This window comes from Ramlibacter sp. AN1133 (assembly GCF_037890035.1).
Taxonomy (GTDB): domain Bacteria; phylum Pseudomonadota; class Gammaproteobacteria; order Burkholderiales; family Burkholderiaceae_C; genus Ramlibacter.
The window spans coordinates 54,242-75,733 of record NZ_JBBKTQ010000027.1 but is presented as its reverse complement, the minus strand read 5'-3'; the positions used below and the strand labels follow the sequence as shown (position 1 = coordinate 75,733).

The 21,492-nt window shown below is 69.2% G+C and carries 15 protein-coding genes; 13 read left to right on the top strand and 2 right to left on the bottom strand.

The window, feature by feature from the left end; genetic code table 11:
• Positions 1-362 precede the first annotated feature (362 nt).
• The 7 genes from WG923_RS25860 (at position 363) to WG923_RS25830 (ending at position 5,356) form a co-directional block, all read left to right on the top strand.
• Positions 363-524, top strand: a complete 162-nt coding sequence (locus WG923_RS25860; RefSeq protein WP_340353899.1) for a hypothetical protein — start codon at positions 363-365, stop codon at positions 522-524.
• Between the two features lie 112 nt (positions 525-636).
• Complete coding sequence (gene nirK, locus WG923_RS25855; protein WP_340353898.1) at positions 637-2,103, top strand: copper-containing nitrite reductase; 1,467 nt, start codon at positions 637-639, stop codon at positions 2,101-2,103.
• A 26-nt stretch (positions 2,104-2,129) separates the two neighbouring features.
• The gene (locus WG923_RS25850) at positions 2,130-2,912 is read left to right on the top strand and encodes a formylglycine-generating enzyme family protein (protein WP_340353897.1); all 783 of its coding nucleotides are present in this window, start codon (positions 2,130-2,132) and stop codon (positions 2,910-2,912) included.
• The gene (locus WG923_RS25845) at positions 2,909-3,496 is read left to right on the top strand and encodes an SCO family protein (RefSeq protein WP_340353896.1); all 588 of its coding nucleotides are present in this window, start codon (positions 2,909-2,911) and stop codon (positions 3,494-3,496) included. The genes WG923_RS25850 and WG923_RS25845 overlap by 4 nt, the downstream gene beginning before the upstream one ends.
• An 88-nt stretch (positions 3,497-3,584) precedes the next feature.
• Entirely contained in the window at positions 3,585-4,091 is a 507-nt protein-coding gene (locus tag WG923_RS25840; RefSeq protein ID WP_340353895.1) for a tetratricopeptide repeat protein, read from the top strand.
• Between the two features lie 21 nt (positions 4,092-4,112).
• The gene (locus tag WG923_RS25835) at positions 4,113-4,625 is read left to right on the top strand and encodes a nucleoside 2-deoxyribosyltransferase (RefSeq protein WP_340353894.1); all 513 of its coding nucleotides are present in this window, start codon (positions 4,113-4,115) and stop codon (positions 4,623-4,625) included.
• Positions 4,626-5,032: 407 nt separating this feature from the next.
• Positions 5,033-5,356: a hypothetical protein gene (locus tag WG923_RS25830; protein WP_340353893.1), complete on the top strand. Its 324-nt coding sequence runs from the start codon at positions 5,033-5,035 to the stop codon at positions 5,354-5,356.
• Here WG923_RS25830 and WG923_RS25825 read toward each other — a convergent pair.
• Complete coding sequence (locus tag WG923_RS25825) at positions 5,340-6,935, bottom strand: DUF4139 domain-containing protein (RefSeq protein ID WP_340353892.1); 1,596 nt, start codon at positions 6,933-6,935, stop codon at positions 5,340-5,342. The genes WG923_RS25830 and WG923_RS25825 overlap by 17 nt on opposite strands.
• Before the next feature lie 178 nt (positions 6,936-7,113).
• On the opposite strand from WG923_RS25825, the gene WG923_RS25820 reads away from it, so the two are divergent.
• Together WG923_RS25820 and WG923_RS25815 are read left to right on the top strand one after the other, a co-directional pair.
• Positions 7,114-9,018, top strand: a complete 1,905-nt coding sequence (locus WG923_RS25820) for a hybrid sensor histidine kinase/response regulator (protein ID WP_340353891.1) — start codon at positions 7,114-7,116, stop codon at positions 9,016-9,018.
• A gap of 209 nt (positions 9,019-9,227) precedes the next feature.
• On the top strand, positions 9,228-10,691 hold the full coding sequence (locus tag WG923_RS25815) for an RNB domain-containing ribonuclease (RefSeq protein WP_340353890.1): 1,464 nt from the start codon (positions 9,228-9,230) through the stop codon (positions 10,689-10,691).
• 33 nt (positions 10,692-10,724) lie between these two features.
• On the opposite strand, the gene WG923_RS25810 is transcribed toward WG923_RS25815, so the two are convergent.
• Positions 10,725-11,051, bottom strand: a complete 327-nt coding sequence (locus WG923_RS25810; RefSeq protein WP_340353889.1) for an EthD family reductase — start codon at positions 11,049-11,051, stop codon at positions 10,725-10,727.
• A gap of 382 nt (positions 11,052-11,433) precedes the next feature.
• Between WG923_RS25810 and WG923_RS25805 the strand changes: the two genes are divergently transcribed.
• The 4 genes from WG923_RS25805 to WG923_RS25790 all read left to right on the top strand — a co-directional run bounded on the left by WG923_RS25805 (position 11,434) and on the right by WG923_RS25790 (position 21,427).
• Complete coding sequence (locus tag WG923_RS25805) at positions 11,434-11,703, top strand: hypothetical protein (protein WP_340353888.1); 270 nt, start codon at positions 11,434-11,436, stop codon at positions 11,701-11,703.
• Positions 11,704-12,028: 325 nt separating this feature from the next.
• Entirely contained in the window at positions 12,029-19,216 is a 7,188-nt protein-coding gene (locus WG923_RS25800) for a HAMP domain-containing protein (protein WP_445322981.1), read from the top strand.
• A gap of 7 nt (positions 19,217-19,223) precedes the next feature.
• Positions 19,224-20,861, top strand: a complete 1,638-nt coding sequence (locus WG923_RS25795) for a response regulator (protein WP_340353887.1) — start codon at positions 19,224-19,226, stop codon at positions 20,859-20,861.
• 137 nt (positions 20,862-20,998) lie between these two features.
• The gene (locus tag WG923_RS25790; protein ID WP_340353886.1) at positions 20,999-21,427 is read left to right on the top strand and encodes an Hsp20/alpha crystallin family protein; all 429 of its coding nucleotides are present in this window, start codon (positions 20,999-21,001) and stop codon (positions 21,425-21,427) included.
• The last annotated feature ends 65 nt before the right edge of the window (positions 21,428-21,492 follow it).

Sequence of the window (21,492 nt, the reverse complement as noted above, 5' to 3'; positions counted from 1 at the left end):
TTCGGCGAATGTCCCCCGGCGCGGATGGGAACCGTTGCAAGTGATGGCAGAGCGCCCGCGCCTCCTCCTTTATTTCGCCGAAGCGGCTTTCGCCGCCACGGTCCTCCCGCGCGCCTGATCTCGCACCCTGCCTCCCGGAGCCCTTCCGGAAATCGAAGACTGAACCGCCGTCGGAGTCGACGCGGTGCAGGGCCGGGGTGGCTCCATGCGCCTCGCCGAAATAAAGGAGGAGGCGCGGGCGCGTTGCCATCACTTGCAGCGGTTCCCATCCGCGCCGGGGGACATTCGGCGAGGCGCATGGAGCCACCCAGGCCCGGGCCGGAGGTCACGAAAGGGCTCCCACACCCCGTCTTGCCCTGAGCATGTCGCTGTCGCTGTCGCTGTCGCTGTCGCTGTCGCTGTCGCAGTCGCAGTCGCAGTCGCAGTCGCAGTCGCAGTCGCAGTCGCAGTCGCAGTCGCAGTCGCAGTCGCAGTCGCAGTCGCTGTCGCCTGTTGCATCGCAGCACCAGCCGCACGCCATTTGATGTTCATCAAGGGGTTCCCCGGGTCCGCGGAATAAGGTGTTTCCCAGATGCACCTTATGGCATCGGACTTCGAGGAAGAACAGAGATGAACGCCCGAACCAGGATCGCTGGAATGTTCCGCGCCACCCAGGCGCTTGCCCTCGTGGCGGCGCTGTGCGCGCCGCTGCTCTCGCTGGCCGCCCCCAGGGCGACCGGCGATTTCGGCCCGCCCAAGGGCGCGCCGATCAAGGCGGTGCTGACCAGCCCGCCGAACGTGCCGCCGCCGACCAACCGCAACTACCCGGCCAAGGTGATCGTGGACCTGGAGGTCGTCGAGAAGACGATGCAGATCTCCGAGGGCGTGAACTACACCTTCTGGACCTTCGGCGGCTCGGTGCCGGGCAGCTTCATCCGCGTGCGCCAGGGCGACACGGTGGAGTTCCACCTGAAGAACCACCCCAGCAGCAAGATGCCCCACAACATCGACCTGCACGGCGTCACGGGCCCCGGCGGCGGCGCCGCCTCCAGCTTCACCGCACCCGGCCACGAATCGCAGTTCACCTTCAAGGCGCTGAACGAAGGCATCTACGTCTACCACTGCGCGACGGCGCCGGTGGGCATGCACGTGGCCAACGGCATGTACGGCCTGATCCTGGTGGAGCCGCCGCAGGGCCTGCCCAAGGTGGACCGCGAGTTCTACGTGATGCAGGGTGACTTCTACACGCAGGGCAAGTACCGCGAGAAGGGCCACCAGGCCTTCGACATGGAAAAGGCGATCGACGAGAAGCCCACCTACGTGCTGTTCAACGGCGCCGAAGGCGCGCTGACCGGCGACAAGGCCATCACCGCCAAGGTCGGCGAGACCGTGCGCCTGTACATCGGCAACGGCGGCCCCAACCTGGTCTCCAGCTTCCACGTGATCGGCGCCATCTTCGACCAGGTCCGCTTCGAGGGCGGCAGCAACGTGCAGAAGAACGTGCAGACCACGCTGATCCCCGCCGGCGGCGCCGCCATCGCGACCTTCAAGGCGCAGGTGCCGGGCAGCTACGTGATGGTGGACCACTCCATCTTCCGGGCCTTCAACAAGGGCGCGCTGGCGATCCTGAAGATCGAGGGCAAGGAAGACAAGAAGATCTACTCCGGCAAGGAACTCGACGCCGTGTACCTCGGCGACCGCGCCGGCCCGAACCTCACCGCCGTGGCGACCGCCACGCAGAACGCCGCCGCCGGCACGCTGACGGTGCAGGACCAGATCAAGGCCGGCCAGCAGCTGTTCGCGGGCACCTGCTCGGTGTGCCACCAGGCCAACGGCGAAGGCCTGCCGAACGTCTTCCCGCCGCTGGCGAAGTCGGACTTCCTGGGCGACGCCAAGCGCCTGATCAACATCGTGCTGACCGGCCTGTCCGGCAAGGTCACGGTCAACGGCAAGGAATACAACTCGGTGATGCCCCCGATGAACCAGCTCAACGACGACGAGGTCGCGAACATCCTGACCTACGTCCTCAACAGCTGGGGCAACCCGGGTGGCGCCGTGTCGACCGACGACGTCAAGAAGGCCCGTGCCGGCACCGCGCCCGCCAAGGGCCAGGCCGAGCACTGAGCGAAACGGGAAAGCGGAGCACGCCGATGAAACGCCTGGTCGCCGTCATTGCCCTGGCTGCCGCCTGCGCGGCGGGCCAGGCGGCGGACTACGTGAAGCTGCCCGGCGGGCGCTTCGAGAGCGTGCTGCCGCAGGGCGCGGTGCCCACCGTGTCGACGCCGGTGGACATCCAGCCCTTCGCCATGCGGACCACGCCGGTCACGGCCGGCGAGTACGCCAGCTTCGTCGCCACGCAATCGCAATGGCAGCGCGGCCGGGCCGCCAAGGTGATGGCCGACGCGCGCTATCTCTCGAAGTGGGCCACGCCGCTGCAGCCGGGTGCCTCGGTGCCCGCCGGTTCGCCCGTCACCGACGTGAGCTGGTTCGCGGCCAGCGCCTTCTGCGAAGCGGAAGGCGGCCGCCTGCCGACCTGGCTCGAATGGGAATATGCGGCCGCCGCCGACGCGACGCGCACCGACGCGCGGCGCGACCCGGCCTGGCAGCGGCAGATCCTCTCCTGGTACGAGCAGCCCACGCTGGCCACGCTGCCCGCGGTGGGCGGCCCACCCAACGCCTACGGCGTGCGCGACCTGCATGGCGCGATCTGGGAATGGGTCGACGATTTCAATGCGCTCTTCATCGCCGGCGACAGCCGCACCCAGGGCGACCCCGACAAGCTCAAGTTCTGCGGCGCGGGGGCCCTCAACATCATCGACCGGGACAGCTACGCGGTGCTGATGCGCATCGCGCTGCTGTCCTCGCTCAACGGCGCCGACACCACCGGCAGCCTCGGGTTCCGCTGCGTGCGCGACCTGGAAAGGACACCATGAACACCCGCCTGCTGCGCCGCCGCGAGGCGCTGCTCTCGCTCGCCGCACTCGCTGCAGTCCCCGGATGGCTGCATGCCGCCGAGACGCCCGGCGACTCGATCTACCGCCTCGACGCGAAGCTGGAGGACCAGGACGGGCGCCCCTTCGCGCTCGCCTCGCTGCAAGGCACGCCCGTGCTCGCGAGCATGTTCTACACCTCGTGCGACATGGTCTGTCCCATGATCTTCGAGAGCATGCACGCCAACCTGCGCGCGCTGCCGGCGCGCGAGCGCGAGGCCGTGCGCATCCTGATGGTGAGCTTCGATCCCGCGCGCGACACCCAGGCGGTGCTGAAGACGACCGCCGGCCAGCACGGCTGCGACAGCCGCTGGAAGCTGGCGCGCTGCGACGAAGCCACGGCGCGCAAGGTCGCCGCCGTGCTGGGCATCCAGTACCGGCGCTTGGCCAACGGCGACTACAACCACTCGAGCACGATCGACGTGCTGGATGCCCAGGGCCGCATCGTGGCGCGCACGGGCAAGCTGGGCGAGGCCGATCCCGCCGTCGCCGCGGCGCTGCGCAAGCTGCCGGCGCGCGCCGGCTGAATCCGCGCTGGCATCAGGGGATCGGCACCGGCCGCCGCGCGGCATTAAGCTGCGCGCTTGCGGATCCACCGCGACGCGAGGTGCTGCGATGAGGCATACGGTACTGGCCCTGATCTGCGGTGCGGCCCTGGCCTGGCCGCTCACCGTCCCTGCGGCGGGCGGGGGAGGCGGGGGCGGCGGCGGCGGTGGCGACACCGCCCAGTCCGTGCGCAACCAGGACCCCGACTACCAGGCCGGCATGGACGCCGTCGGCCGCAAGGACTGGCAGCAGGTCGCCGTCCGCATGGATGCCTACATCAAGCGCAAGCCCGACGACGCCGACGCGTGGACGCAGCTCGGTCACGCCCACCGCCTCACCGGCAAGATGGACGCCTCGCTGGCCGCCTACGACCAGGCGCTGAAGATAGATCCGAAGCACCGCGGCGCGCACGAGTACCTCGGCGAGGCCTACCTGCAGATGGGCGACGTCGCGCGCGCCGAGCAGGAGCTCAAGGTCCTCGACAAGCTGTGCTTCTTCAGCTGCGAGGAATACCGCGACCTGAAGGCCAAGATCGCCGGCTACCGCAAGACCAGGCAGGTGTCCTCGGGCTCCTGAGCGGCGCGGGACAATGGCGGCGTGACCCTTCACCGCCTCTACCTCGCCGGCCCCGACGTTTTCCGCCCCGATGCCGCGGCCCACGGGCGCCGGCTCGTGGCGCTGTGCGCCGAATACGGCTTCGAGGGCGTGTTCCCGCTGAACGAAGCGCTGCCCGCGGGGCTGGCGCCGCCGGCGCTCGCCGCGCACATCTACCGCGCCAACATCGCCCACATCGAGCGCTGCGACGCGGTGCTGGCCAACCTCGACTTCTTCCGCGGCGCGGAGCCGGACAGCGGAACCTGCTTCGAGGTGGGTTACGCCGTCGCGCGCGGCAAGCCGGTGATCGGCTACCTGCCGGAGGCCGGCAGTTTCGCCGAACGCATCCGCCGCCGCTACCCGCAGGCCATCGGAGCGCAAGGCAAGGATGCGCAGGGCTGGGAACTGGAGGAATTCGGCCTGCCCCTGAACCTGATGCTGGCGGTGCCGGGCCGCATCGTGGTCGGCGACCTGCGTGCCGCGCTCGTCGCCCTGCGCGATGCGCAAGCGGCTTAGGGCTTAGCACTAAAGGCCCCACCTTGTTTGGGGGTTTCCACGGCCCCGGGTCCCCAGGGTTGGGGAAACGACGCCGGCTGGAGCGGCACCAAGGTGCCGTCCCCAGGCGGCGCTCCGGCTGCTCCTGGGGGCCGGTCGCGGCCTTCATCCACCCGGCCTCCCCTCGGAGAAACCGGTTCCACGGCGCGCGCGGGGCCGCCCGGGGGCGGCACCTTGGTGCCAACCCGCATGGCTGGCCCGCATCCTGCATCTGCCTTCCCATGACGCGGCCGTTTCGGCGGCGTCCAGGAGCAACTCACCAGAGAGCGAATCAGCCCCGTCGGATGTGCCAATCCTGCATGCCTTCATCGGCATGGCACGTTCGATGGGGCGCCTTTTTCGCCCTCCGGCCAGCAAGGCAGGCAAGCATGGCAGACCGTCGCGAACTCGAAGAAGCCTTCATCGCCGAATCCCGCGTGTTCGTGGGCCTGTTCGGCAACACCTACCGCGCCCAGATGCAGTGGGCGCTGGACGTGATGCCGGCCGAGTGCGCCGAACACTACATCGAATCCTGGTGGCAGGGCCGCCAGACTTCGCTGCGCTACCTGCGCTGGATGGCCGAGCGCCTGCGCGACGAGGCCGGCAGCAACGCCGGCGACTGGCTCGAGCGCTTCACCAGCACCAGCGGCGCCGTGCTGCACCAGATGCAGGAGCGCGGCGCGCTGCGCGGCGCTGCTATCGCAGTCCAGTGACGACGCCTTCGCGCGGATACTCGATCACGTAGCCCACCTCGATCCGCGCCGTCTCCTGCGGCTGCACCGTGCGCTGCCAGGCGACCACGCCGCGGCGCTGCTCCCAGCCTTCCACCGTCGGCCGCGGGTTGAAGCTGGCCTGCACCTTCACCTCGTCCGAGGTGCTCACCGGCGTGGCCTCGATCACCAGCACGTCCACCGGCGTACGGTGGTTGCTGCGCACGGTGATCTCGTCGGCGATGCGCCGCACGTTGCGCTTGTCGAACACGCCGGCCGTGCCCGAATCGCCCTGGACGGCGTTGATGCGCACCTGCAGCAGGTCGTCGCGGCCGAAGGAGAAGCTCCACTTCTCCGTGCCCTCCGGCGCCCAGCCGCTCGCGCCCACGTAGTTGCCGTCGCGCAGCAGCTGCAGGTTGCCGGGCGGCCACACGCCGGCGGGCTTGGGCACTTCGGCGACGACGAAGGCGGTGGTGGAAAGCCGGGGCGTGACCTGCACCAGCTGCTTCGCCGCCAGCTTCTGGCCCGCGAGCGGCAGCGTGACCTCGCGGCCGTCGGCCGGCAGCGTCACGGGGGTGGGCACGATGAACTCGGTGGCGAAGGCGCTGTCGGCCTGGAAGGTCGGCGGCTCGTAGGCCTCGTCACGCGCATCGCGCAGCAAGGCGCCCGCGGGCGCGGCAGGCGCCGGCGCGGGCGCGAACGTCGGCGCGGCGCGCCGCTCCTGCGGTGGCTGCGGCGGGAGGTACGACAGCAGCCAGGGCTGCGGCGTCACGGCCACGGGCGACAGGCGCGGCTGCGCGGTCGACAGCGACAGCCGCACGTTGCGCCAGTCCTCGCCTGTCTTCTGCGCCACCTGCGCCAGCCGGTCCAGCTGCACCGTCGAGGCCGTCGAGTCCAGCTCGGCGCGGTAGGCGGGCCGCCAGCCGGCGCTGTTGACCTGGTAGGAGATGCGCACGGCACCGGCGCGGTCGGCCACGTAGTTCACGGTCAGGGTGCGGCTGTCGCGCGATTCGCTGCGCACGCGCTGCATGTCGCGCTCCAGCGCCTGGACCTGCTGCTCCAGCGCGCGCTTCTGCACCGCCACCTGCTGCTTGCGCCCCAGCGCCTCGGTGGCGGCTTGCGAGATGGCCGCCACCATGGCGGTGAGCGATTTCGCGTCGACCGGGGCGTGCCCGCGCTCGCCCGTCGGGTCGCCGCCGGCGCGTTCGAGGTAGCCCCTGACGATGTCGGCGGCGCCGGACTGCGCATCGAGGGCCGCGGCCTGGTCGCGCAGGGCCTGGATCTTCGCCTCGAGCGCGGCCTGCGCCGCGTTGGCCGACTCGGTCCGCGCGGCGTCCTGGGTGACCACCTGGCCGATGCGGATGCCGGGGTCGGCCTCGACCCGCAGCGTGGCCACTTGGAACTGCGTCGTGAGTTCGCCGACCACGAGCCGGCTGCTGCCGGGCTCGATGCGGGCGCTGCGCACGACGGTGGCGCTGCCGGGATAGAGGGTGACGGCGGTGACCGGGGCCACGGCCTGCGCCTGCGCGATCCACGGCGCGGCGGCGAACAGCAGGGTCAGCAGGCGGGCTGCATGGGGCATACGCGTTTCCTTCCTGGAGGGATTGCGCGGGAATCATGGCACGCGGGCGCGCTGCCCGACCGTGCAGGCGCCGAAATGCGACAGCCTCCGCTGGACAGACAAGCGGCAGGACCCTTGACCTACAAAGGCCGGCGGCCGGCCGTGCCAAGGTAGGCGCGAGACATCCGCCCCCCCGCCCATGAAGCCGAGCCCGACCCACCGCTGCACCGAGGCCCCCCAGGCCGGCGGGCCGTGCACGCCCGGCGGCGAGTACCAGGCCCTGTTCGATGCCACCGACGAGGGCTTCTGCATCATCCGCATGCTGTTCGATGCCGAGGGCCAGCCTGCCGATGGCGTCTTCCTGCGCGCCAACCCGAGCTTCGAGCACCAGAGCGGCCTGCGCGACGTGATCGGCCGGCACATGAGCGCGCTGCCGCTCGCCGGCGACGAGGAGCACTGGCTGCAGGTGTTCGGCACCGTCGCGCGCAGCGGCCAGTCCATCCACATGAGCGACCGCTCGGAGCCGCTCGGCCGCTGGTTCGACGTGCACGCGTTCCGCATCGGCGAGCCCGGGCAGGCGCTGGTGGCGGTGCGCTTCAGCGACATCACGCATCGCCGGCGCATCGAGGAGCGCCTGGGCAGCGTGCGCCGCACCAAGACGGTGGGCGTGCTGTTCTGGGGCGAAGGCTTCCGGCTGGTCGAGGTGAACGACGGCTTCCAGGAGATGTCGGGCTATGCGCGTGCGGAAGCGGTGGGCCTCACGTGGCAGCAGCTCACCCCGCCGGAATTCCATGCCGTCTCGCGCAGCGCGGTGCAGCAGGTCATGAAGCATGGCGAAACCGCGCCCTACGAGAAGCAGTACATCCGCAAGGACGGCTCGCGCTGGTGGGGCCTGTTCGCGGCACGCCGCGTCGGCGACGAGGTGGTCGAGTTCGTGCTCGATGTCACCGAGCGCAAGCGCGCCGAGGAGGCGCTGCGGCAGGCCGACCGGCACAAGGACGAATTCCTCGCCACGCTGGCGCACGAACTGCGCAACCCGCTGGCGCCGATCCGCAACGGCCTGCAGATCCTGCGCCTGACGTTGCCGCGCGAAGCCGAGGCGCCGCTGCGCACCGTCGGCATGATGGACCGCCAGCTCGATCACCTGGTGCGCCTGGTCGACGACCTGCTGGACATCGCGCGCATCGGCGCCGGCAAGGTGCGCATCGAGCGGCAGGTGGTGTCGCTGCGCGACGTGCTGGCGCGCAGCGTGGAGGCGACGCAGGCGGCGATCGATGCCAGGCGGCACCGCCTCGACGTGGAGCTGCCGCCGCAGGAATGCCACGTCGAAGGCGATCTCGACCGGCTGGCGCAGGTGTTCTCCAACCTGCTGTCGAATGCGGCCAAGTACACCCCGCCGGGCGGCCGCATCCGGCTGGAGTTCGAGGCGCAGCCGGGCGAGGCCCTGGTGGGCGTCAGCGACACCGGCATCGGCATCCCCAAGGAGCAGCAGGAGCGCGTGTTCGAACTGTTCTCGCAGGTGAGCGACCACCGGCGGCACGCGGAGGGCGGGCTGGGCATCGGCCTGTCGCTGGTGCACAGCCTCGTGAAGCTGCACGGCGGCAGCGTCTCCGTGGAAAGCGCGGGGCCGGGCCAGGGCTCGCGCTTCTGCGTGCGGCTGCCGCGCGTGGCGGCCCCGGGGCAGGCTGCCGGCGGCGGGGTCGAAGCGCCCCGTGCCGGCGGCGCGTGCCGTATCCTGATCGCGGACGACAATGCCGACGCGGCCGAGACGCTGGCGATGCTGTTCGCAGCCGGCGGACACGAGGTGGCCACCGCCTGCGATGGCGTCGAGGCCATCGCGCGCGTGAAGGAGTTCCAGCCCGAGATCGCGTTCCTCGACATCGGCATGCCGGTGATGGGCGGACTGGAGGCGGCGCGGCAGATCCGGGGCCTGCCCGCTGGCGATCGCGTCCGGCTCGTCGCGCTCACCGGCTGGGGCCAGCCGGCGGATCGCGAGCGCACGCGCGAGGCCGGCTTCGACCTGCACCTGGTCAAGCCGCTGACGCTGGAGGCGCTGCAGGATGCGCTGGCGCAGATGCGGTCCGCGCGCAAGGGTGGGCCTTGACGGACAAAAAAAAAGGCCCGGCGTGAGCCGGGCCTACGGTGATACAGCTATGTGGCGGTATCACCCCTTCAGGAAGGGAGTTGTGTTTGCTTATTCCTCGAGCGCGGCCGCCGTCGGCGCGGGCAAACAACAGCATGGGTTGAATGCTGAGGCCAGGTCGCTGACCAGAATCTGACCTGTGCAACGCGAAAACTACTTAGCGAAAAAACATGTCACTGGCGATGCAACTGCCCGACCTTCATGAGCTCGCGGAACGCGTGATGCGCGAGCGCGGGCTGCTGCCGGCCTTCGCGCCGCAGGCCCTGCGCGAGGCCGAAGCGGCGCGCGTCGCCGGCCCGGAGCGCAAGGGCGACATTCGCGACCTGCGCCACCTGGAATGGTTCTCGATCGACAACGACGACACGCGCGACCTCGATCAGCTCAGCGTGGCCGAGCCGCTGCCGCAGGGAGCAACGCGGCTGCTGGTCGCGGTGGCGGATGTCGATGCGATGGTGCGGCCCGGTGGCGCGGTGAATGAGCATGCCGAGACCAACACGACCTCCGTCTACACGGCGGCGGGCACCTTCCCGATGCTGCCCGAGGTGCTCTCCACCGACCTCACTTCACTGCACGAAGGGCAGGAGCGGCTGGCGGTGGTGGTGGACATGCAGGTGCAGGCCGACGGCAGCGTGACGCAGGCGCAGATCTACCGTGCGGCCGTCCTGAACCGCGCGAAGCTCACGTACGACGCGGTTTCGCTCTGGCTGGACGGCGAGGGGCCGGCGCCGCATCAGCTCGCGCAGGTGCCGGCGCTGGAGGAACAGTTGCGCCTGCACGATGCCCTGGCGGAACGGCTGCGGCAATGGCGCCACCGGCGCGGCGCGCTCAACGTCAAGACGGTGTCCGCGCGGCCGGTGTTCGAGGAGGGCCGGCTGGTGGACCTGCGGCCCGACGAGAAGAACCGCGCCAAGGACCTGATCGCCGACCTGATGATTGCCGCCAACGCGGCCACGGCCCGCTTCCTGGTGGACCAGGGTTTCCCCTCGCTGCGGCGCTTCCTGCAGTCGCCGCGGCGCTGGGACCGCATCGAGGCGCTCGCGGCGGAGCACGGCGTGACGCTGCCGGATGCGCCCGACCCGGTCGCCCTCGACCGCTTCCTGTGCGAGCGGCGGCGCGCGGACCCGGAGGGCTTCGCCGACCTTTCGCTTCGCGTCGTGAAGATGCTGGGGCCGGGCGAGTACGCAGCGGCGCCGCCGGGCGCGGCGGGAGAGGGCCACTTCGGGCTGGCCGTGAGCGACTACGCGCACTCCACGGCGCCGAACCGGCGCTATCCGGACCTGGTCACGCAGCGGCTGCTGAAGGCCGCGCTGGCGGGCGACGCGCCGCCGTATTCCTTCGAGGCGCTGGCGGCGGTCGCGCGCCACTGCACGCTGCAGGAGGACAACGCGAACCGCGTCGAGCGGCAGGTGCTCAAGGCCGCCGCCGCGTGGCTGCTGCGGGATCGTATCGGCGAGAGCTTCGACGCCATCGTGACCGGCGCCGCGGCGAAGGGCACCTTCGTGCGCATCGCGCGCCCCTTGCTGGAGGGGCGGCTGGTGCGCGGCCACGAAGGCGCCGATGTCGGCGATGCGCTGCGGGTGCGGCTGCTGTCGGTCGATCCGCAGCAGGGCTTCATCGACTTCGAGCGCGCCTAGAGCGCCAGCCCGGTTGCGGCGCCGCCAGGCTTCCTAGCGCGCCGGTGCGTCGACCACCACCTCGCTGACCTGGATGGTCGGCTGCAGGTCGGTGTAGTTGCGGATGTCGCCCATGATCTCTTCCGCATGGGGCGCGAAGGCCTTCTGGAAGGCCTCGGCCGAGTCGCAGTAGATGTGGCACATGCCCACGAAGGGCGGCGGTGCGCCGGGAGCACCGCCGGCGACGCCCTTGTCGACGGTGTAGTAGAGGCAGGCGCTGCCCATGCGTTGCTTGACCAGCGGCATGTGCTTGTCACGGTAGTACGCGTGATCGAAGCGGGCGCCTTCGGTGTGGGGATACATGACGCTGACCTTCACCATGCTCGTTCTCCTCGGTTGCCGCCGCGGGGGGGCGGAATGCGCGCTGCCGGCACTGTAGCGGCACGCCGCCGCCGGCGCCATGGGGCAAGCTAGCCGATGCAGGCGACGACGGCGAGGAGCACGACGCAGGCGAGCACCACGGCGCCTACCAGCTCGGCGAGGAGTTTCACGGTGGCGAGATGGCCCTTGGTCGTCATGGGGGAAAGTGTGGCTCCGCGACCATGAATGAAGCCTGAACGAACGGCGGCAACGGCAGGTAACGGCCCTGGCGGCAGGTCGTGTCGAGTGGAAACGATCCGCCAGGCAGCGAAGCGCTTCTCCTACATCGCACCTGTCGCGGCTGCATGAAATTGACGCGCGACCCGTCCAGTAGGAGACCGCCATGCCAGCAGGTTCGAGCGCCAAGCGAGAGCGCCAGTACGAGCACATCAAGGAGAGCTACGAGAAGCGTGGCCAGAAAGGCCGCGCGGAGGAGATCGCCGCGCGCACGGTGAACAAGGAGCGCGCCGAGGCTGGCGAGACCAAGACGAAGAGCAAGAGCAAGAGCAGCGGCGGTGCGGCGCGCAAGACCGCGTCGCGCAGCAGCTCCGGCCGGGCGGGCGCGAGCAGCTCGGGCCGCGGCAGCCGCAGCTCCAGCCGCAGCAGCCGCTAGAACACCTGTTCCCGCACGAACCTCGCACGTTCCGGCGTCCGGGGTTCTTCCTTTGTCTCCGCCGCCCCACGCCGGCGCGAATCCTTCACGCCCTGCTCGGCAGTGTGGCCCGCCGCTGTCGCCCGGTGTGGGCGCCGTCCTACGAAAGCTCGGGAGGAACACCCCGACACTGACGCGCGCTTCGGGCTGAACTTACTTTTCAGGCTCAGCCGTTTGCGGGATTCGCCGCCGGCCATCGGACGCTGCGGCAGCGACCTTTCACTGCAGTACCGCCGTGCCCGTGCCGGCGCGCCTGCCTGTCGGTGAACAAGAAAGCGGAGACCCCATGGACCAGGCCGTCACCCGTCAGAAGAAGAAAGCCGGCAAACCCGCCGCCCGCGCGCAGACCGGCAAGCCGGCGGTGGCCGCGCGGGGTGCATCGGCCCGGCAGGGCAGCGTCAACATGCCGTCGATCCAGGCCCTGTCGCAGGAGGCCGCGGAGGCCCGCTCGCGCCAGATGCTGTCGGCGCTGATGGCGTTCGCCGGCGGCGATTTCAGCGCCCGCCTGCCGTCGGACTGGTCCGGTGTCGATGCGCGTATCGCCGAGTCCTTCAACCAGAGCATCTCCAACGCCGACCGCATCACCTCGGAAGCGGCGCGCCTGTCCAATACGGTCGGCAAGGAAGGCCGGCTGACGCAGCGCATCTCCGCGCCGGGGGCGGTGGGCAGCTGGGCGACGCAGGTCGATTCCTTCAACACGCTGATCGACGACCTGGTGCGGCCCACCAACGACATCGCCCGCACCATCGGCGCGGTGGCCAAGGGTGACCTCGGCCAGCCGATGGACCTGCAGGTCGACGGGCGGCCGCTCAAGGGCGAGTTCCTGCGCTCGGCCAAGCTGGTGAACACCATGATCGAGCAGCTCTCGGTCTTCACCTCCGAAGTGACGCGCGTGGCGCGCGAGGTGGGCACCGAAGGCAAGCTGGGCGGCCAGGCCAAGGTGAAGGGCGTGTCGGGCGTGTGGAAGGACCTGACCGATTCCGTGAACCAGATGGCCGGCAACCTCACGGCGCAGGTCCGCAACATCGCGGACGTGACGATCGCCGTGGCCAATGGCGACCTGTCCAAGAAGATCACGGTGGACGTGCGCGGCGAAATCCTGCAGCTCAAGGAAGCCACCAACACCATGGTGGACCAGCTGCGCTCCTTCGCCTCGGAAGTGACGCGGGTGGCGCGCGAGGTGGGCACCGACGGCCGCCTGGGCGGCCAGGCCGTGGTGCCGGGCGTGGCGGGCACCTGGAAGGACCTGACCGACTCGGTCAACTCCATGGCCAACAACCTCACCTCGCAGGTGCGCAACATCGCGACGGTGACGACGGCCGTGGCCCGGGGTGATTTGTCGCGCAAGATCACGGTGGACGTGAAGGGCGAGATCCTGGAGCTGAAGGAAACCATCAACACGATGGTGGACCAGCTCAACGGCTTCGCCTCGGAAGTGACGCGCGTGGCCCGTGAAGTGGGAACCGAAGGCAAGCTCGGTGGCCAGGCCCAGGTGCCCGGCATCGCGGGCACGTGGAAGGACCTGACCGACTCGGTCAACTCCATGGCCTCCAACCTCACCGGCCAGGTGCGCAACATCGCGGGCGTGGCCACGGCCATCGCGCGCGGCGACCTCTCGCGCAAGATCACCGTGGAAGTCAAGGGCGAGATCCTGGCGCTGAAGGAAACCATCAACACGATGGTGGACCAGTTGAACGGCTTCGCCTCCGAAGTGACGCGGGTGGCGCGCGAGGTGGGCACCGAAGGCAAGCTGGGCGGCCAGGCGCAGGTGCCGGGCGTGGCGGGCACCTGGAAGGACCTCACGGACAACGTGAACTTCATGGCCTCCAACCTCACGGGCCAGGTGCGCAACATCGCCGAGGTGACCACCGCGGTGGCCAACGGCGACCTGTCCAAGAAGATCACGGTGGACGTGCGCGGCGAGGTGCTGGAGCTGAAGAACACCATCAACACCATGGTGGACCAGCTCAACGCCTTCGCCTCGGAAGTGTCGCGGGTGGCGCGCGAAGTGGGTACCGAGGGCAAGCTCGGCGGCCAGGCGCAGGTGCCGGGCGTGGCGGGTACCTGGAAGGACCTGACCGACAACGTCAACTCGATGGCGTCCAACCTGACCAACCAGGTGCGCAACATCGCCGAAGTGACGACCGCCGTGGCGCGCGGCGACCTGTCCAAAAAGATCACCGTGGACGTGCGCGGCGAGATCCTGGAGCTGAAGAACACCATCAACACGATGGTGGACCAGCTCAACGGCTTCGCCGGCGAGGTGTCGCGGGTGGCGCGCGAGGTGGGCACCGAAGGCAAGCTCGGTGGCCAGGCGCAGGTGCCGGGCGTGGCGGGCACCTGGAAGGACCTCACGGACAACGTGAACTCCATGGCCAACAACCTCACGGCGCAGGTCCGCAACATCGCGGACGTGGCGACGGCGGTGGCCAACGGCGACCTGTCCAAGAAGATCACCGTGGACGTGAAGGGCGAAATCCTGGAGCTGAAGAACACCCTGAACACGATGGTGGACCAGCTCAATGGCTTCGCCTCCGAAGTGACGCGGGTGGCGCGCGAGGTGGGCACCGAGGGCAAGCTGGGCGGCCAGGCCATCGTGCGCGGCGTCGCCGGCACCTGGAAGGACCTGACCGACAACGTCAACTCGATGGCGAACAACCTGACCGGCCAGGTGCGCAACATCGCGGAAGTGACGACCGCCGTGGCCCGGGGCGACCTCTCGCGCAAGATCACCGTGGAAGTGAAGGGCGAGATCCTGGAGCTGAAGAACACCATCAACACGATGGTCGACCAGTTGAACGGCTTCGCCTCCGAAGTGACGCGGGTGGCGCGCGAGGTGGGCACGGAAGGCAAGCTCGGCGGCCAGGCGCAGGTGCCGGGCGTGGCGGGAACGTGGAAGGATCTCACGGACAACGTGAACTTCATGGCGTCCAACCTCACGGGCCAGGTGCGCAACATCGCGGACGTGGCGACGGCCATCGCGCGCGGCGACCTCTCGAAGAAGATCACGGTGGACGTGCGCGGCGAGATCCTGCAGCTCAAGGAAACCATCAACACGATGGTCGACCAGCTGAACTCCTTCGCCGGCGAGGTCTCGCGGGTGGCCCGGGAAGTGGGCACCGAGGGCAAGCTGGGCGGCCAGGCGGCCGTGGAAGGCGTGGCCGGCACCTGGAAGGACCTGACCGACAACGTCAACTCGATGGCGTCGAACCTCACCGACCAGGTGCGCAACATCGCGGAAGTGACGATCGCGGTGGCCAACGGCGACCTGTCCAAGAAGATCACCGTGGACGTGCGCGGCGAAATCCTGGAGCTGAAGGAAACCATCAATACGATGGTGGACCAGCTCAACGCCTTCGCGGCCGAAGTGTCGCGGGTGGCCAGGGAAGTGGGCACCGAGGGCAAGCTGGGCGGCCAGGCGCAGGTGCCGGGCGTGGCAGGGACGTGGAAGGACCTGACCGACAACGTCAACTCGATGGCCAACAACCTCACCGGCCAGGTGCGCAACATCGCGGACGTGGCCACGGCCATCGCCCGCGGCGACCTGGGCCGCAAGATCACGGTGGACGTCAAGGGCGAGATCCTGCAGCTCAAGGAAACCATCAACACGATGGTGGACCAGCTCTCCGCCTTCGCCTCCGAGGTGACGCGGGTGGCGCGCGAGGTGGGCTCCGAAGGCAAGCTGGGCGGCCAGGCTCAGGTACCGGGCGTGGCCGGCACCTGGAAGGACCTGACCGACAACGTCAACTCGATGGCGTCCAACCTGACCAACCAGGTGCGCAACATCGCCGAAGTGACGATCGCGGTGGCCAACGGCGACCTGTCCAAGAAGATCACCGTGGACGTGCGCGGTGAAATCCTGCAGCTGAAGGAAACCATCAACACGATGGTGGAGCAGCTGCGCAGCTTCGCCTCCGAAGTGACGCGGGTGGCGCGCGAGGTGGGCACCGAAGGCCGCCTGGGCGTGCAGGCCGTGGTGCCCGGCGTGGCGGGCACCTGGAAGGACCTGACCGACTCCGTGAACACCATGGGCGCGAACCTCACGTCCCAGGTGCGCAACATCGCCGAAGTGACCACCGCCGTGGCGCGCGGCGACCTGAACCGCAAGATCACGGTGGACGTGAAGGGCGAGATCCTGGAGCTGAAGAACACCATCAACACGATGGTCGACCAGCTCAACTCCTTCGCCAACGAAGTGACGCGCGTGGCGCGCGAAGTGGGCACCGAGGGCAAGCTCGGTGGCCAGGCGCAGGTGACCGGCGTGGGCGGCACCTGGAAGGACCTCACGGACAACGTGAACTTCATGGCCTCCAACCTGACCGAGCAGGTGCGCGGCATCGTCAAGGTGGTGACGGCGGTGGCCAACGGCAGCCTGTCGCAGCGCCTGACGGTGCAGGCCAAGGGCGAGGTGGCGGCGCTGGCCGACACCATCAACAACATGACCGACACGCTCGCCACCTTCGCCGACCAGGTGACGAACGTGGCGCGCGAGGTGGGCGTGGAAGGGCGCCTGGGCGGCCAGGCCAACGTGCCGGGCGCGGCCGGCACCTGGAAGGACCTGACCGGCAACGTGAACCTGCTGGCGGCCAACCTCACGACGCAGGTGCGCGCCATCGCCGAAGTGGCGACGGCGGTGACCAAGGGCGACCTGACGCGCTCGATCCAGGTGGATGCCAAGGGTGAAGTGTCCGAGTTGAAGGACAACATCAACACCATGATCTCCAACCTGCGGGAGACCACGGAACGCAACCGCGAGCAGGACTGGCTCAAGACCAACCTGGCGCGCTTCACCGGCATGCTGCAGGGCCAGCGCGACCTCAACAGCGTGGGCAAGATGCTGCTGTCCGAGCTGGCCCCGCTGGTCAACGCGCACCAGGGCAGCATCTACCACAACAACCTCTCGGAGAACTCCGGCGAGCTGGTGGTGCTGGCCAGCTACGCGCAGGCCGGCAACGCGCCGCTGCCGGAAACCATCCGCCTCGGCGAGGGCCTGCTGGGCGAGTGCGCCCTGCAGAACCGGCGCATCCTGCTCACCGACGTGCCGGCCGAATACGTCGCCGTCCAGTCCAGCCTGGGCCGCTCCAGCAAGCTGAGCGTGGTGGTGCTGCCGGTGCCCTACGAGAACCAGACCAAGGCGGTCATCGAGCTCGCCTCGCTGTACCCCTTCACCACGGTCAACCTGAACTTCCTCGACCAGCTCGCGCTGGGCCTCGGCGCCGTGTTCAACACGATCGAGGCGACCATGCGCACCGAGGGCCTGCTCAAGCAATCGCAGCAGCTGACCGTCGAACTGCAGGCCCGCCAGACCGAGCTGCAGCAGACCAACGAGGAACTGCAGAACAAGGCCCGCCTGCTCGCCGAGCAGAACGTGGAAGTGGAACGCAAGAACTCGGAAGTGGAGCAGGCCCGCCGCGCGCTGGAGGAAAAGGCGTCGGAACTGGCGCTCACCTCCAAGTACAAGTCGGAGTTCCTGGCCAACATGTCGCACGAGCTGCGCACCCCGCTGAACTCGATCCTGATCCTGTCGCAGCAGCTGGCCGAGAACACCGCCGGCAACCTCACGACCAAGCAGGTGGAGTTCTCGCGCAACATCAACTCCTCCGGCTCCGACCTGCTGAACCTGATCAACGACATCCTGGACCTGTCGAAGATCGAATCCGGCACCGTCACGGTGGACATCGAGGAGATCCCGTTCTGGGGCCTGCGCGAAAGCCTGGACCGCAACTTCCGGCACGTCGCGGAGCAGAAGAACCTGCCACTGCTGATCAAGTTCGCGGAAGACCTGCCGCGCACCATGGACAGCGACCCCAAGCGCCTGCAGCAGATCCTGAAGAACCTGCTGTCCAACGCCGTCAAGTTCACCTCGCACGGCCACGTGGAAGTGCGGGCCAGCCTCGCCAAGGCGGGCTGGAGCGCGGACCACCCGGTGCTCTCGCAGGCGCAGAACGTGATCGCCTTCGCGGTGGAAGACACCGGCATCGGCGTCCCGGTGGAAAAGCAGCGCCTGATCTTCGAGGCCTTCCAGCAGGCCGACGCGGGCACGTCGCGCAAGTACGGCGGCACCGGCCTGGGCCTGGCCATCTCGCGTGAACTGGCGATCCTGCTGGGCGGCGAGATCAAGCTGCAATCCGTTCCGGGCCAGGGCAGCACCTTCACCCTGTACCTGCCGCTGCACTATGCCGGCCCGGACGCGGCGACGGTCGGCGCGCGCAAGGCCAAGGCGCCCGAGACCACGGTCATCACGCTGCCGGTGGCACGCGAGGAGCACATCCCCGACGACCGCGAGACGATCCAGCCCGGCGACCCGGTGCTGCTGGTGATCGAGGACGACCCGCACTACGCCCGCATCCTGCTGGGGCTGGCGCGCGACAAGGGCTTCAAGGGCCTGGTGGCCAACAAGGGCGCGATCGGCCTGTCGCTCGCGCGCCAGTACCTGCCCACCGCCATCTCGCTGGACATCTTCCTGCCCGACATGCTGGGTTGGACCGTGCTGAACCAGCTCAAGCTCGATCCGGCGCTGCGCCACATCCCGGTGCAGATCGTGACGCTGGAGGAAGAGCGCCAGCACGGCCTGTCGCACGGGGCCTTCAACTACCTGCTCAAGGAACCGACGACGGCCGGCCTGGAAGCGGCGTTCGACCGGCTGAAGGACTTCGTGCAGCCGCGCACCAAGCGCCTGCTGGTGGTGGAGGACAACGAGGTCGAGCGCGAAGCCGTGGTCGAACTCCTCGGCTACGACGACATCGACATCGCCACCGCCGGCAGCGGCGAGGCGGCGCTCACGGCCATGCGCAAGCAGCCCTTCGACTGCGTGGTGCTCGACCTGCGCCTGCCCGACATGACCGGCTTCGAGCTGCTGGAACACATGCAGGGCGACGACGCAATGTCCGCCGTGCCGGTCGTGGTCTTCACCGGCAAGGACCTGAGCGAGGCCGAACAGGACCGCCTGCACACGATGGCCAAGAGCATCGTGCTGAAGGACGTGCAGTCGCCCGAGCGCCTGCTGGACGAGACCGCGCTGTTCCTGCACCGTGTCGTCACGCAGCTGCCGCCCGAGAAGCAGGCCATGCTGGACCGCCTGCACAACTCCGCGGAGGTGCTGCACGGACGCAAGGTGCTGATCGTCGACGACGACGCGCGCAACATCTTCGCGCTGACCTCCGTGCTGGAGAACCACGACGTCGACGTGATCAGCGCCACCAACGGCCGCCAGGCCATCGACATCCTCCAGAAGACGCCGGGCCTGGAGATGGTGCTGATGGACATCATGATGCCGGAGATGGACGGCTACGAAACGATGCGCGAGATCCGCAAGGACCCCGCCTTCCGCACCCTGCCGATCCTGGCGCTGACCGCGAAGGCCATGAAGGGCGACCGCGAGAAGTGCCTCGAGGCGGGTGCCAGCGACTACATCTCCAAACCCGTCAACACCGACCAGCTCCTGTCGCTGATGCGGGTGTGGCTGTTCCGTTAAGGGCCCCATGGAAACCACGAGCACCCTGCCGGGGACGGTCAACATCCTGATCGTCGACGACGAGCCGCGCAACCTGTCGGTGCTGGAGTCCATCCTGGACGACCCGAGCTACCGGCTGGTGCGCGCGACCTCGGGCGACGAGGCGCTGCTGGCCCTGATGGCCGACGAATTCGCGGTGCTGGTGCTGGACGTGCGCATGCCGGGCATGACCGGCTTCGAGCTGGCGCAGATGATCAAGGTGCGCAGGAAGACGGCTCGCATCCCGATCATCTTCCTCACCGCCTACTACAACGAGGACCAGCACATCCTCGAGGGCTACGGCACCGGCGCGGTGGACTACCTGCACAAGCCGGTCAATCCGGCGGTGCTCAAGTCCAAGGTCTCGGTGTTCGCCGAGCTGCACCGCAAGGGCCGCGAGCTGGAACAGGCCAACCGCAGCCTGAGCGAGCTGAACGCCTCGCTGGACCAGCGCGTCACCGAACGCACGCTGGAACTGCAGAAGAGCGAGTCGCGCCTGCTGGAAGCCAACCGCCGCAAGGACGAATTCCTGGCGACGCTCGCCCACGAACTGCGCAACCCGCTGGCGCCGGTGCGCAACGCGATCCACTACCTGAAGCTGCGCGGCCCCGACACGCGCGACGTGCAGTGGGCCAGCGAGGTGATCGACCGCCAGGTCACCGCGATGGGCCGCCTGATCGACGACCTGATGGACATCAGCCGCATCAACCAGGGCCGCATCGAGCTGCGCCGCCAGCTGGTGCCGCTGGACGCCGTGCTGGCCGACGCGGTGGAAACCACGCAGCCGCAGATCGACGGCGCCGGCCACAAGCTCAGGCTGCTGCAGCCGCCGATGAAGCTGATGGTGGATGCGGACCGCGCGCGGCTCGCGCAGGCCTTCGCCAACCTCCTGAGCAACGCGGCCAAGTACACGGATCCGGGCGGGCAGATCGAGGTGCGCGCCGTCAGCGAGGGCGGCCGGGCCGTGGTGTCCGTCCACGACAGCGGCATCGGCATCGCGCCGCACCGGCTGGAGAGCGTGTTCGAGATGTTCTCGCAGGAGGAGCCGGCGCTGGCGCGCTCGCGCGGCGGCCTCGGCATCGGGCTGGCGCTCACGCGCCGGCTGGTGCAGTTGCACGACGGCGACATCACGGCGTGCAGCGAGGGCGCCGGCAAGGGCAGCGTGTTCCGCGTCTGCCTGCCGCTGGCCGCCACGCTCGTCGACGACGCGTCCACGGGTGCGCAGCAGCGGCCGGCCGCGGCGGAGGGCAGCCTGCGCATCCTGGTGGCGGACGACAACCGCGACGCCGCCGAGACGCTCGGCATCCTGCTGGAGGTGATGGGGCACGAAGTCAGGACGGTGCACGACGGCCAGGCCGCCGTGGAGGCCGCCGCCAGCTTCGATCCGGAACTCGTGCTGCTGGACATCGGCATGCCGGGCCTCAACGGCTACGACACCTGCCGGGGCATCCGCGCCCAGGCCGGTGGGGCGAACCGCACGGTCGTGGCCGTGACCGGCTGGGGCCAGCCGCACGACGTGCAGAGCGCGCACGATGCCGGCTTCGACCGCCACCTGGTCAAGCCCGTGGACATGGAAGCACTCATGCAGTTGATCGGCGACCGGGTCGCGGCCGGCGGGCGGGGCTGAACGGCGCAGCCGCGCCGAACTTGATGCGCAACAAGTTCGGGCCCACAAGGCGCTTGCCGCGCTGGCGACGAGCCTCCATATTTCCAGGGGAGGCGGCAGCGACGCCGCCGTGTGGAAGCATTGACAAGGAGGACACCATGAACGCGCTGACGAGACGCGGGGGCCTGTTCGACGAACTGTTCCGCGATTTCGCCCCAGGCTATTTCATCCAGCCCCTGCACGGGGATCCGCTGCCGGCCCAGATCAAGATGGACGTGCAGGAACGCGACGGGTCCTTCGAAGTGCAGGCCGAGATTCCCGGCGTGAGCAAGGAAGACATCCGCGTCGAGATCGACGGCAGCATGCTGAGCCTGCAGGCGGAAGTCCGGCAGGAAGACCGCCAGGAAGGCGGCGAGGGCCGGCCGCTGCGCAACGAGCGCTACTACGGCGCGGTGTCGCGCACCGTGCAACTGCCCGCCGAAGTGGACGAGGCGCAGGCCAAGGCCCGCTACGAGAACGGCGTGCTGCGGCTGACGCTGCCGAAGAAGCAGGAAGCGAAGTCGCAGCGGCGCGTGACGGTCGAATGAGCGGCCAAGGGAAGGGCCTTCCGGATGGAAGGCCCTTTCGATACGACAGGGCGTGCGGCCGGGAG